The following is a 13,615-nucleotide window of genomic DNA, read 5'->3' as shown; positions in this document are numbered from 1 at the left end:
AAGGCTCCCTCGGTCGTCATTCCGGGGCGGCTCGAAGAGCCGAACCCGGAATCTCGAGATTCCGGGTTCGCGCTAACGCGCGCCCCGGAATGACACCATAGTTACCCCGACTACACCGCCATCTTCCGATGCAGCACCGGTGCGCCGGTGGTGAGGCTTTCGGCCGCATCGATGATCGCATTGGCATCGATGCCGTAGTGCCGATAAAGGTCGGCGATGCTGCCGGTCTGGCCGAACTGCTCGACGCCGAGCGCCTCGACGCGATGGCCGCGGACGCTGCCGAGCCAGCCGAGCGCCGCCGGATGGCCGTCGATCACGGTCACGATGCCGCAGTCGCGCGGCAGCGGCGCCAGCAGTTTCTCGATGTGGCTGAGGTGCTGCACGCCGCGGCGGTCGCGCCGCAATTTCCGTGCGGCGGTCCAGCCCGCGTGGAGGCGGTCGGCCGAGGTGATCGCGAGCAGGCCGATGTCGCGTCGGCTCTCGCCGATGAAGCCGGTCGCCTCGATCGCTTCGGGTGCGACCGCGCCGGTATAGGCTATCACGAGCTCGGCATTCGGGCCCGGCTTGCGTAGCCAATAGGCGCCGTCGGTGATGCCCTGCGCAAGCTCCGGCGTCATGATGCGCTGCGCCTGATCTATGCTGCGCGTCGAGAGCCGCAAATAGACCGAGCCGCCCTCGCCCGGATCGCGCTGCATGTGATTGAAGCCCCAGCTCATGATCACGGCGAGCTCGTCGACGAAGGCCGGCTCGAACGAGGCGAGCCCGTCCTGCGCCATGCCGATCAGCGGCGTCGCGATCGACTGATGCGCGCCGCCCTCGGGCGCGAGCGTGATGCCCGACGGCGTTGCCGCCACCATGAAGCGCGCATCCTGGTAGCAGGCGTAGTTCAGCGCATCGAGGCCGCGCTCGATGAAGGGATCGTAGAGCGTGCCGACCGGCAGCAGCCGCTCGCCGTTGATCTGGTGCGACAGGCCTAGCGCGGAGAGCATGATGAAAAGGTTCATCTCGGCGATGCCAAGCTCGAGATGCTGGCCCTTCGGCGAGAAATCCCAGTTGAATGTGGAGGGAATTTTCTCGCTACGGAATAAGTCCGCTTTCTCGGCGCGCGCGAACAGGCCGCGCCGGTTCACCCACGGACCGAGATTGGTCGAGACCGTGACGTCGGGCGAGGTCGTGACGATGCGCTGCGCGAGTTCGCCGTCGCCGCGCGCGATCTCGTTCAGCACGAGGCCGAAGCCCTGCTGGGTCGACATCTGCGGTGACGGCTTGAACGCAAGCTGCTGCGGCACCTCGACGACGGGCGCGGTCAGCCGGCGGCCGTCCTGGTTGAACGGCACGCGCGCGAGAAACGCATCGAGCTCGGCGGCCGATTGCGCAAGCCCCTCGTACTTGTCCCATTCGTGACCTGACCGGATACCCTGGCTCTCACGATATTTCTCCATCTGCGCGACCGTCATCAGGCCGGCATGGTTGTCCTTGTGGCCCTGGAACGGCAGGCCGACGCCCTTGATGGTGTAGGCGATGAAACAGACCGGACGATCGTGAGCGATGGACTCGAAGGCGTCCAGCATGCTCGCCATGTCGTGGCCGCCGAGGTTCGACATCAGCGCCAGCAATTCCTCGTCGCTGCGCTTGTCGATCAGCTTGGTGATCGGGCCCTGATCGCCGATCTCGTCATGCAGGTATTTGCGGAAGGCGGCACCGCCCTGGAAGCACAGCGCGGCGTAGAGCGCGTTCGGGCAATTGTCGATCCAGCGCTTTAGCGCCTCGCCGCCGGGCTCGGCAAAAGCTTCGCGCATCAGGCGGCCGTATTTCACGATCACCACGTCCCAGCCGAAGTTGCGGAACATGGTCTCGAATTTTTCCCAGAGACCCTCGCGCACGACGGCGTCGAGCGACTGGCGGTTATAGTCGACCACCCACCAGGTGTTGCGCAGGCCGTGCTTCCAGCCCTCGGCGAGCGCCTCCCAGATGTTGCCCTCGTCCATCTCGGCGTCGCCGACCAGCGCGATCATCCGCCCCTCGCGGCGATCCTTCATCCAGCCATGCGCCTTGACGTAATCCTGCACCAGCGAGGCGAACAGCGTCTGCGCGACGCCGAGGCCGACCGAGCCGGTGGAGAAATCGACGTCGTCGACGTCCTTGGTGCGCGAGGGATAGGACTGCGCGCCCTTGAAGCCGCGAAAATTTTCCAACTTCTCGCGGCTCTGCCGGCCGAACAGATACTGGATGGCGTGGAACACCGGGCTCGCATGCGGCTTCACCGCGACGCGGTCCTCTGGCCGCAGCACATGGAAGTACAGCGCCGACATGATGGTGGCCAGCGAGGCGGACGAGGCCTGGTGGCCGCCGACCTTGAGGCCATCCGCGTTGGGGCGAATGTGGTTGGCGTGGTGAATGGTCCAGGACGACAGCCACAGCGCCTTGCGGCTAAGCGCGGTCAAGGTGTCGAGGTGGGCGGTATCGACGGGCATGGGCTATGCTCCCGGGAACAGGTGGCGCGATGATACGCCCGCCGGAGGCGCCAAACTTCTCAATTTCTCGCGCCATACCTGCCGAACTTGGGATACCTTACCAACAGAACGCCAGAAATACAGGTTTGATTCCAATGAGTGAACTCGACGCCATCGATCGAAAAATCCTCAGCTATCTCCAGAACGACAGCCGGATGACCATGCAGGAACTCGCCGACAAGGTCGGGCTTTCGGTCTCGCCCTGCCACCGCCGGGTCAAGCTGCTGGAGGAACGCGGCGTGATCTCGCGCTATATCGCGACCGTGGACCAGAAGGCGCTCGGCCTGCATGTCAGCGTGTTCATCTCGATCAAGCTGGCGCGGCAGAAGGAGGAGGATCTCAATCGCTTCGCCCGCGCGATCTCGAAATGGGACGAGGTGCTGGAGTGCTATCTGATGACCGGCAACCGCGATTACCTGCTCCGCGTCGTCGCCGCCGATCTCGCCTCCTACGAGACGTTCCTCAAGACCAAGCTGACCCGGCTCGACGGCATCGCCTCGATCGAATCGAGCTTCGCACTGAGCCAGGTGAAATACTCGATCGCGCTGCCGGTGTAGGCGTCATCGCCACGGCTGCACAATGATCTTGGTGTGCGCCTCGGGGTTGGCGAGATCGGCGAAGGCTTTTGCGACGCCGTCGATGCCGACCTCGGCCGTGACCATCGCCGCCGCATCCACCTGCCCTTCCGCGATCAGGCGCAGTGAGCCTGCGAATTCGTCCGGCGTGTAGCCGAGCACGTATTGGACATTGAGTTCCTTCATGATGCCGAGCATGGGTTCGCTCTTGTCGGTCTCCATGCAGACGCCGACCACGACGATTTTGGCATCGCGCGGGGCGCCCTCGAACACCTGCTGCAGCAGGCCGGGCACGCCGACGCATTCGAAGATGATCGCGGGCTTCAGCGCCGGCAGCATGGCCTGGAACGGCGGCCGCGCAGCCTTCTCCGCATCCGACATCTGTGCGTGCTCGGCCCAGGTCGCATAGGGCTGCGACACCCTGGGATCGACGACGACATCGGCGCCGAGCTTTGCGGCAAGCGCGCGCCGCGCCGGCGAATAGTCGGCGGCAATAATCGGATGCAAACCCTTGATCCGAAGTGCGGCGATCACTGCGAGTCCGACCGGACCGCAGCCGATCACGAGCGGCACTTCGCCGCCCCGGATGTTGGCCTTTGCCACGGCATGAACGCCGACCGCGAGCGGCTCGGTCAACGCCGCATGTTCCGGCGCAAGTCCGTTGGGCACTTCGAGCAGCAGCGGCTCGCTCAAGATCATCTGCTCCGCATAGCCGCCGACGAAATCGTTGGAATAGCCGATCCCCTTGATACCCTCCGGCGTCAGCAAAGCCGGCAGCGAGCAGACATGTGTCCCAGGCTTGAGTTTGCGTTCCGTGCCCGGACCGTAGTCAACGATCTCGCAGCAGAACTCGTGGCCGAACACGACATCGCGTGACAGATCCATCGGCGTGCGGCCGTTCTTCCTGGCCATCTCCACCATCCGCGGCGCATGCTGGCGCGCATGCAGGTCGGAGCCGCAAATGCCGCAGGCGAGCGTCCTGACCAGCACCTGGCCCGGGCCCGGCTTCGGCTCGGCCATCCGGTCGACGACAATCTCACCGTTCCTGAAAATCGCAGCGCGCATCCGGCTCCTCCCGTATTGTTGGAGCCGTTGATAGCACGTAACAGGACGCGCGAACTTGCGTCAGGGGTTCGGGGAACGCTCTTCCAGCACCAGCAACTGGGCGCGGCGGATGCGCTCGCGATGGGCAATGTAGAGACCGCTGGCGACGATGAAGGCCGCGCCGACGACCGTCCAGATATCGGGGACCTCGCCGAAGATGAATAAGCCGAGAATGCTGACCCAGAGCAACTGGGTGTAGGAGAACGGCGCCAGCACCGAGGCATCGCCGTAGCGATAGGCCAACACGATGATCCACTGGCCGACGGTCGAGGCAACGCCGATGACGATGCCGAGCCCGATCGCAGTCCAGGTCGGCGTGACCCAGACGAACGGCACCATCACGGAAAGGATCGCAACGCCCGTCAGCGCGGAATACGCCATGGTGGTGAGCACGGCCTCGCGACCGCTCATCATGCGCGTCAGGATCAGCGCGGCAGCCCAGCAGAACGCCGAGATGATCGGGAAGAACGCGGCGGCGTGGAACGCGCTGGTGCCCGGCCGCAGGATGATCAGCACGCCGGTCAGGCCGATGCCGGTCGCGATCCAGCGCCGCAGGCCGACCTTCTCGCTCAGGAAGACGATCGACAGCGCCGTGACGAACAGCGGGGAGACGAAGCCGGTGGCGGACGCTTCCGCAATGGGCAGGAAACTCAGGCCGGTGATGAAGAACAGCGAGGAGCCGAGCAGCGCAGCGCCACGCATCAGCTGCAGGCCAAGCCGCTCGGTGCGCATCGCATGGAGCGGCGAGCCCGGCAGCATCACCGGCGTGAACATCAGCGCGAAGGTGACGAAGCGGATCCAGGTGATCTCGATCGACGGCAGGCTGGTCGAGAGATATTTCGCGGTGGTGTCGGACACGCCGAGAAACACCGTCGACAGCAACACCAGCGCAATGCCCTTGAAGGGATGGTCGACGCGCGCGGGCGCGCGGCGAGCCTTCTGCTTCTTCTCCGGCACGGGCATGGGAATACTGTCGAGCCTAGCGGCTGCGGCGGGCGGCGGTGTCACGGCTGGAACCCGGGGAAATGCGAATCGAGAACGATCGTAAAAAACGACAAATGCGCCGCGTTCACAACTTCCGAAAACAGGATGCCGATATGCACTGACGTCCGCGCGCGTCAATGCTCCGTTAATAATGAAGGATTGTGCACTACAGCATGGGCAGGCTGCGCGGCTTCGGACCGCGCGGAAACGCCGCATCGAGCGCCGCAATCTCGTCTTTCGTCAGCGCGAGGTCACCGGCCGCCGCATTCTCGCCGGCATGTTCGGCGGACGAGGCCTTCGGAATCGCGAACACCGTAGTCGCACGGGTGAGGAAGCTCAGAGCGACCTGACGCGGTGTCGCGCGCCGCGCCTCGGCAATGCGCGCCAGCACGGCACCGTCCTTGCTGCTGCTCGCCGGAAAATCGTCATGGCCGAACGGTGAATAAGCCACGACAGCGACGTCATGCCGCTCACACCAAGGGATCACCGCATGCTCGATCGCACGTTCCCTCAGATGATAGAGCACCTGATTGCACGCGATGCGGCCTTCGCCGGAGACCTCGAGAATTTCATCGAGATCATCGGCATCGAAATTGGAGACGCCCCAGGATTTGATCTTGCCTGATTTCACCAGATCCTCGAACGCGGCGACGGTGTCTTCCAGCGGATAGGAACCGCGCCAATGCAGCAGATAGCAATCGAGATGATCCGTCTTCAGCCGCTTCAGCGACCGCTCGCAGGCGGTGATGGTTCCGCTGCGCGAGGCGTTGCTCGGCAGCACTTTTGAGACCAGGAACACCTCGTCGCGCCGCCCCGCGATCGCGTCGGCAATGACGAGCTCCGCGTCGCCATACATCTCGGCCGTGTCGATGTGGGTCATGCCGAGATCGAGCCCGCGTTGAAGCGCGGCAATCGCGCGCCTGCGGTCGCCGTGGTCGAGATACCAGGTACCCTGCCCGATGACGGAGACGTTGGCGCCGGTCTTGCCGAAGAGTTTCGTGTTCATGTCCGTCTCCGCTGTCGCTCTTCCGCTCAGGCAACCGCCGCAAAGCTCAGGAGTTCAATCCGCAGATATCAGCCACCAGCACGCTGCCGGTCGACGACTCCGTGATATAGAGACGATCCCTCCTTGCGCCACCGATCGCGACATTCGTGCAATTCGGCCCCGCGCACGACTTTATCCGCGCGAACAGTTCGCCGTTCGGCGCGAACACGAAGACATGGCCCAGCGAGGCATGGCCGACGAACAGGCGGCCCTTGGCATCCATGGTGAGGCCATCGGGACCGCTGGTGCCGAACAGCGAACAGAAGCGGCCGACCTTGGACACGCTGCCGTCCTTCATGAACGGCAACCGCCACACCGAATTGTCGCGCGTCATCGCGACGAACAGCACGGTTTCGGTGGGATCGAGCACCAGCCCGTTCGGGCTGATGCCGGTGTCAATCAGGCAATCGAGCCGGCCATTGGCCGCGAGGCGATAGACGCGGCCGCTGGGTTCGTGCAGGCCGGTCTGGCCCTGATCGGTGAAATAGATGTCGCCGTTGGAAGCGAGATGCCGATCGTTGCAGCCGCGGAAGGATTCCGAATTGCGCGCGGTCAGGGTGGGCTTGATGCGGCCGGCCTTGGCGTCGAGCTCCATGATGCCGTGCCTGTAGTCGGCCACCAGGACCCGGCCGTCGGATGCGATCTTCAGTCCGTTCGGCCAGCCCTCATATTCGATCACGAGCGACCACTCGCCATCAGGCGCAATGCGGAAGATGCGGCCGAAGGGAATGTCGACCACGTAGAGATTGCCGTCCTGGTCGAAAGACGGTCCTTCGATGAAGCTGTCGGTCGGCACATTCGGCCGATTTGCATCGGCCCATTCCGTCCGCACGCCCTTGCGGCGGAATTCTTCGGGCATGGCGGAGAAGATGGTCGTCTCGATCAGGCGCGGCGGCGTTTCCAGGTACATCATTGTTGTTTTTGTGGTTGTTGATGGAGAGAGCGCCAACATAGGGCACAATCGAGGGCGCGTCGATTCATGCGAGTGGCATGGCAATGGTGCGACGCTGCGTAGGGTGGGTTAGCGAAGCGTAACCCACCTCTTTCGTCTCTGCGTCGGGAGAATTGGTGGATTACGCCTGCGGCTAATCCACCCTACGAGAGCTACCCCGCCGCGCCCGCGACCTTCGCCTGCATTGGCGGCACGACTTCCGTCGTCGCGATCAGGCGCTTCAGCTCCGGAATGCAGGAGCCGCAATTGGTGCCGGCCTTGAGCTTGGCACCGATCTCGGCAGCCGTACGCGCACCCGCCGCGATGGTCTCGCAGATGGTGCCGCGGCCGACACCGAAGCAGGCGCAGACGACCGGGCCGGTCGAGGCCGCGCCTTCGCAGGACTTGCCCGACAACAGCATGCGGCGCTGGTCGTCGGTGACGCGATCGGCGACAAACAGGCCCTTCACCACCTCCCAGTCGCCGGCATCGTGCGCGGGACCGACGAACAGGCAGGTCTCGATGCGGTCGCCTGCGAACGACGCGGCGCGATAGACACCGCCACCGAAGTCCCGATAGTCGGCGACGTCCTCGCCGGCGACGCTCTCGAGCCAGGCCGGCCAGCGCGACAGGTCCGCGTTGTCGGCGAAGAGATAGCCGAAGCCTCCGGTGACCGTGACGCGGGTCCACAACACGTTCGGCGGCAGATCGAGCTGTCTCCGCGACAGCGCAAAGCCGCGGAAGACGAATTCGTAAGGAGTGATCGCAGCCGGCGTCGCCTTGGATTCCGGCTGCCCCGAGAACGGATCGGTGAAGGACTGCACCAGCGCGCCAACGCGGCCATGCGAAGCATTCATCGCGCTCCAGTGGATCGGCGCGAACAGCGTGCCACGCTGAGTGGCGTCATTGACGACGACCTTCAGGATGCACTGACCGTAATCGGTGGTAACGCGGGCAAAGCCGTTGTGAGCGATGCCGTACTTGCCGGCGTCATCGGGATGGATCTCGACGAAGGGCTCCGGCAGATGCGCGCCCAGCCGCTGGCTGAGACCCGTGCGCGTCATGGTGTGCCACTGGTCGCGGATGCGTCCGGTGTTGAGCCGCAGCGGACGCGACGGACCGGTCTCGCCGCGCAGCGACGGCACCTCCGGCGCAACGAAGCGGCCCTTGCCGTCATTGGTGAAGAAGCCGCCGCTCGCAAAGAAGCGCTCGCCGGGCACCCCGCCTTCGCGCACCGGCCATTGCACCGGTTTCAAGGAGTCGAAGGCCTCGTCCGACAGCGAGGTCAGCGCGCCGATGTCGAAATCGCGGCTGCCGTCGTTCTCGAACGCCGAGAGCGCGGCATGCTCGCGGAAAATATCCGCGGCGGATTTGTAGTTGAAGCTGTCGCCGAAGCCGAGGCGCTTTGCGGTTTCGCTGAGGATCCACCAGTCGGGGCGCGCCTCGCCCGGCGCCGGCAGGAACGAGCGCTGGCGCGAGATGCGGCGCTCGGAGTTGGTCACGGTGCCCGACTTCTCGCCCCAGGCGAGCGCCGGAAGCAGCACATGCGGACCGGCCTCGACCGTGTCGTTGGAGAGCACGTTCTCGGACACCACGAACAGCTCGAGCTTCTTCAATGCCTCGCGCACGAAGTCCGCATCGGGCAGCGACACCGCGGGGTTGGTGCCCATCACCCACAGCGCCTTGACCTCGCCGCGATGGATGGCTTCGAACAGCTGCACCGCCTTCAGCCCTTCATGGGTGGCGATACGCGGCGCCTTCCAGAACCGCCTGACACGATCGATATCGGGCGGCGTGAAGTTCATGTGCGCGGCGAGTTGGTTGGCGAGGCCGCCGACTTCACGGCCGCCCATCGCATTCGGCTGGCCGGTGAGCGAGAACGGCGAGGCACCCGGCTTGCCGATGCGCCCGGTGGCGAGATGGCAGTTCAGGATCGCGTTGACCTTGTCGGTGCCCTGCGCCGACTGGTTGACGCCTTGCGAATACAGCGTGACGACCTTCTCGGTGGCGCGAAACATCTTGAAGAAAGTCGCGACGTCCTGCTCGGACAGACCGGTCGCAAGCGCGGTCGCGGTGACGCTGCCGGCGATATTGCGCGCACGGGCCAGCGCATCGTCGAACCCGCTCGTGTTCTGCGCGATGTAGTCCTGGTCCAGCGCGCCGTTGTCGGCGAGATGGACAAACAGGCCGGAGAACAGCGCGGTGTCGGTGCCGGGCTTGAGGCCGAGGAACAGGTCGACGTCTTCAGCAGTGTCGGTGCGGCGCGGGTCGATCACGATCATGCGTGCGCCGCGCTCCCCACGGTTCTTCAGCATGCGCTGGAACAGCACGGGATGGCACCAGGCCGCGTTCGAGCCGACGAAGACGAGCAGATCGGCCTGGTCGAGATCCTCGTAGCAGCCGGGGACAGTGTCGGAGCCGAAGGCGCGGCGATGGCCGGCGACCGAGGACGACATGCAGAGCCGTGAATTGGTGTCGACATTGGCCGTGCCGACGAAGCCCTTCATCAGCTTGTTGGCGACGTAATAGTCCTCGGTGAGGAGCTGGCCGGAGAGATAGAACGCGACCGCGTCGGCGCCGTCGCGGGCCACGATGTGCTGCATGCGATGGGCGACGTGATCGAGCGCATCGCTCCAGGCGACGCGTTCGAGCACGCCCTTGCAACGGATCATCGGATAGAGCAGACGGCTCTCGAGACCGACGGTCTCGCCGAGCGCAGAGCCTTTCGAGCACAGCCGGCCGAAATTGGCGGGATGATCAGAATCGCCCGCAATCGCCGCACCGCCCTTGCCGTCGGGGGTCGCCAGCACGCCGCAGCCGACGCCGCAATAGGGACAGGTCGTCCTGGTGGCGCGGAGCGAGGGATCGATCGCCGTCATATCAAGCTGCCTTCGAAGGAAGCGCGAGCGCGCGGCCGAACATCATGTCGGTGCGGATCGCCGCCACCTTGTCGCGATTGCGGATCAGTTCGAGATACCAGAGCGCATCGACGGTATCGCCGATCAGCACCGCGCCGGTGAGCCGGCCGTCGGCGATGACGAGCTTCTTGTAGGTGCCGCGCCTGCGGTCAGTCAGCACCAGGCTCTCGCTGCCCTCGCCGCCCATGAAGTCGCCGGCGGAGAACACGCTGACGCCGGACACTTTCAGATTGGTCGAGACCACGCTGCCCTGGTAGGACGCGGGCTTGCCACTAAGATGCCGCGCCAGCACGCGCGCCTGCTCATAGGCGGGCTCGACCAGCCCATAGCAGGTGCCGCGATGCTCGGCGCATTCGCCAAGCGCGAAGATGTCGGACGAGGAGGTCTGCATCAGATCGTTGACGACGACGCCGCGGTTGACCGCGATGCCGGCATCTTTAGCAAGCGCCGCGTTCGGCTTGATGCCAGCCGCGAAGATCACCGCGTCGGCCTCGAGACGGCTGCCATCCGCAAGCTCGACGGCTTCGACATGGCCGTCGCCGTGGACGCGCGCGGTCGAGGCGTTGAGCAGGATGCGGATGCCCTTGCGCTCGACCAGCGTCTTGAGCAGGCCCGCGGCCGGCCCATCGAGCTGACGCTCCATCAGCCGGTCCATCAGATGCAGCAGCGTCACCGGCGCGCCGGCCTTGGCGAGGCCGTAGGCTGCCTCGAGTCCGAGCAGGCCGCCGCCAACCACGACGACGCGCTTCTTCGCAGCCGCCAGCGTCAGCAAAAGATCGACGTCGCGCGTATCACGAAAGGTGTGCACGCCGGCGAGATCGGCGCCCGGCAAATTGAGCCGCAGCGGCGTCGATCCGGTGGCGATCACGAGCTTGGAATATTCCATGCTCTCTTCGCCCTCGATCTTGAGCTCGCGGCGGCCGGTGTCGATCTCGATGACGCGATAGCCGTAGCGCACCGTGACGCCGCGATGGCGCCACCAATCGGCCGGCCGGAGCTCGATTTCGTGCGAGCCGGTCTCGCCGGCCAGCACGGAGGAGAGCAGCACGCGATTGTAAGCGAGCCGCGGCTCTTCGCCGATCACCGCGACCGCATAGCGGCCGAGCGAGGTCTTGGCGAGCTCGTCGACCAGACGCGCGGCCGCCATGCCGTTACCGACGATGACCAGCGGTTCACTCACGAGGCAGCTCCTATTCGGCGGCCTGCGCCTGCGCGCCATAGGCCTCGGAAATCATGTAGCCGGACAGAACACCGTAAGCGTCCGTCCAGGCGGCGGCGAGTTCGGGCGTCCAGACCTCGCCAAGTCCCTTCTCCAGGGTCCACAGCAGCGTCGCGCCGACCACGGGATAGTGCTCGGCCTTGGCGCCGTAGGCGACGTGCCGCTTGGCGAGCGCGGAGGCCGCGGGAAGGATCGTCTCGAGGTTCGACAGGCCGCCGACGACGGCAGCGAGCATGCCCATCAGCTTCTTGCGTTGCTCGGTCATGTCTTGCGGAAACATCGCGCGCACGGACGGCGCTACCTCGAACAGGCGATCGTAGAACAGCACCGCGGCCTGCTCCGAAATCGGCGCGACCTTGGAAAAGCTCTGCTGGATGAGGGTGATCTGTTCGGGCGTCATGGTGTTCTCCTGTCTGTTTCGGTTTGCCTTGGTGCGCGCCATTGCGAACAAGGTTCATGGGTCAAACGTCATCAGAGAGACTTCTCCCCGCGTGCGGGGAGAAGCGAGATTCGTACCAAGTTTCAGACTCGCGCTTCGGCAGGGCTCGGCGCGCCTTCACGCTGCGGGCTGCGACTCGATGATCTGGGCGCAGGCAAATGGATGCTCACGCCGCTTCAGGACTGGCTGCGGCGGGCGCCGCCGGCGCCTTCGGTATCGCCCCGTGCTCATAGGCCTCGAGGAAATCGAGCAGCTCGCGGCGGTAACGGTAGTAGTCGGGATGCTCGAGCAGGGTCTTGCGCGTGCGCGGCCGGGGGATGTCGACCTCCATGATGTGACCGATCCGGGCGTTGGGCCCGTTCGTCATCATCACCACACGATCGGCCAGCAGGATCGCTTCGTCGACATCGTGGGTTACGCACATCGCCGTCACCTGCGTGCGCTTCCAGACCTCCATCAGCACTTCCTGAAGGTCCCAGCGGGTGAGGCTGTCGAGCATGCCGAACGGCTCGTCCAGCAGCAGTAGCTTCGGCGACAACGCGAAGGCACGCGCAATTCCGACGCGCTGTCGCATCCCGTTCGACATCGCCGCGGCCGGCTTGTCGAACGAGTCGGCGAGACCGACCCGCTCGAGATAATAGTCCACGATCTCGTCGCGCTGCCGCCGCGTTGCATGCGGATAGACACGATCGACGCCCAGCGCGACATTCTCGCGAGCCGTCAGCCAGGGAAACAGCGAAGGCGCTTGGAATACCACAGCCCGGTCCGGGCCGGCCGCGGTCACCTCGCGGCCGTCGAGGATGATGCCGCCGAGGGAGACGTCGTTGAGGCCCGCGGTCATCGACAGCACCGTCGACTTGCCGCAGCCGGAATGCCCGATCACCGAGATGAACTCGCCCTTGCGTACCTTGAGATCGAAGTTTTCGACCACGGTCAGCGGCCCGGTCGGCGTCGGATAGACCTTCGACAGCTGAGAGAATTCGAGATAGCGGTCGAGATTGAAGGAGACCGGGACCGCCCTCTTTTGATAGGCCGCCGGCGGCTTCTCGGCCTGGGTGATCGGCACAACGTTTGGCAGCGTACGCACCACGCCGTCCGACCGTGAGGCGCGCTCGTTAACCACGTCCAGGAGATAGCTGGTGACGGCCTGGCGCAGCCGCTTGAACGCCGGGTCCTCGTTGACCGATGTGCGGTCGCGCGGCCGAGGAATGTCGACCCTGAACTCGTGGCCCAAGGTGGCGTCCGGGCCAGGCAACAGCGGAATGATGCGGTCGGCGAGCAGGATCGCCTCGTCGACATCGTTGGTGATGAGCACCACCGTGCGCCTGTCACGCGACCAGATGTCGACGATTTCGTCCTGCAGCTTGGCACGGGTCAATGCGTCGAGTGCCGACAGCGGCTCGTCGAGCAGCAATATCTCCGGACTGGTCGCGAGCGCACGGGCAACGGCGACGCGCTGGCGCATGCCGCCGGACAGCTCGGCAGGCAGGCGGGTCGCTGCGTGGGAGAGCCCGACCATGTCGATGTAGCGGTCGACACGGGCTGCGCGCTGGGCTCTGCTTTCGCGGGCAAACACCTGATCGACGGCGAGAGCGATGTTGCCGCGCACCGTTAGCCACGGCATCAGCGAGTAGGACTGAAACACGATGCCGCGGTCCGGTCCGGGCCCCACGATCGGCTTGCCCTTCAGCGTGATCTCGCCGGCATCCGGCTGCACCAGCCCGGCGATCGCCGAGATCAGTGTGGTCTTGCCACTGCCCGAGAAGCCGACGATGGCGATGAATTCACCCTCGGCGACCTCCAGATTGACGTTCGACAGCACGTTGGCGCGCTTGGCGCCGGCACCATAGCCCTTGCAGAGCCCCTTCAGCGACAGGAACGACATCA

The 13,615-nt window shown here is 65.1% G+C and carries 10 protein-coding genes; 1 reads left to right on the top strand and 9 read right to left on the bottom strand.

Going from position 1 to position 13,615, the window contains the following annotated elements:
* Positions 1 to 110: 110 nt before the first annotated feature.
* Positions 111 to 2,474 carry a transketolase gene (locus IVB24_RS15320; RefSeq protein ID WP_247773530.1) on the bottom strand — a complete coding sequence of 788 codons (2,364 nt, stop codon included), beginning with the start codon at positions 2,472 to 2,474 and terminating at the stop codon, positions 111 to 113.
* 134 nt (positions 2,475 to 2,608) lie between these two features.
* Here IVB24_RS15320 and IVB24_RS15315 point away from each other — a divergent pair, with 134 nt between their 5' ends.
* The gene (locus IVB24_RS15315; RefSeq protein WP_140477789.1) at positions 2,609 to 3,070 is read left to right on the top strand and encodes an Lrp/AsnC family transcriptional regulator; all 462 of its coding nucleotides are present in this window, start codon (positions 2,609 to 2,611) and stop codon (positions 3,068 to 3,070) included.
* A 3-nt stretch (positions 3,071 to 3,073) separates the two neighbouring features.
* Here the strand turns inward: IVB24_RS15315 and IVB24_RS15310 are convergent, their stop codons facing one another.
* From IVB24_RS15310 to IVB24_RS15275, 8 genes are all read right to left on the bottom strand, one after another.
* The gene (locus tag IVB24_RS15310; RefSeq protein WP_247773529.1) at positions 3,074 to 4,153 is read right to left on the bottom strand and encodes a zinc-binding dehydrogenase; all 1,080 of its coding nucleotides are present in this window, start codon (positions 4,151 to 4,153) and stop codon (positions 3,074 to 3,076) included.
* A gap of 60 nt (positions 4,154 to 4,213) precedes the next feature.
* A complete protein-coding gene (locus IVB24_RS15305) occupies positions 4,214 to 5,155 on the bottom strand; it encodes a DMT family transporter (RefSeq protein WP_247774104.1) in 942 nt (313 codons plus the stop codon).
* 187 nt (positions 5,156 to 5,342) lie between these two features.
* The gene (locus tag IVB24_RS15300) at positions 5,343 to 6,182 is read right to left on the bottom strand and encodes an aldo/keto reductase (RefSeq protein WP_247773527.1); all 840 of its coding nucleotides are present in this window, start codon (positions 6,180 to 6,182) and stop codon (positions 5,343 to 5,345) included.
* A gap of 46 nt (positions 6,183 to 6,228) precedes the next feature.
* Positions 6,229 to 7,131 carry an SMP-30/gluconolactonase/LRE family protein gene (locus IVB24_RS15295; RefSeq protein WP_247774103.1) on the bottom strand — a complete coding sequence of 301 codons (903 nt, stop codon included), beginning with the start codon at positions 7,129 to 7,131 and terminating at the stop codon, positions 6,229 to 6,231.
* A gap of 194 nt (positions 7,132 to 7,325) precedes the next feature.
* Complete coding sequence (locus tag IVB24_RS15290) at positions 7,326 to 10,031, bottom strand: nitrate reductase (RefSeq protein WP_247773525.1); 2,706 nt, start codon at positions 10,029 to 10,031, stop codon at positions 7,326 to 7,328.
* A 1-nt stretch (position 10,032) separates the two neighbouring features.
* Complete coding sequence (locus IVB24_RS15285) at positions 10,033 to 11,250, bottom strand: FAD-dependent oxidoreductase (protein ID WP_247773523.1); 1,218 nt, start codon at positions 11,248 to 11,250, stop codon at positions 10,033 to 10,035.
* A 10-nt stretch (positions 11,251 to 11,260) separates the two neighbouring features.
* Entirely contained in the window at positions 11,261 to 11,689 is a 429-nt protein-coding gene (locus tag IVB24_RS15280) for a globin family protein (RefSeq protein WP_094975832.1), read from the bottom strand.
* 205 nt (positions 11,690 to 11,894) lie between these two features.
* On the bottom strand, positions 11,895 to 13,613 hold the full coding sequence (locus tag IVB24_RS15275; protein WP_247773521.1) for a nitrate ABC transporter ATP-binding protein: 1,719 nt from the start codon (positions 13,611 to 13,613) through the stop codon (positions 11,895 to 11,897).
* Between the last annotated feature and the right edge of the window lie 2 nt (positions 13,614 to 13,615).

This window comes from Bradyrhizobium sp. 192, assembly GCF_023100965.1.
Classification (GTDB): Bacteria; Pseudomonadota; Alphaproteobacteria; order Rhizobiales; family Xanthobacteraceae; genus Bradyrhizobium; species Bradyrhizobium symbiodeficiens.
Note: the sequence above shows the minus strand (reverse complement) of the source record. Positions and strands in the feature narration are given on the sequence as shown.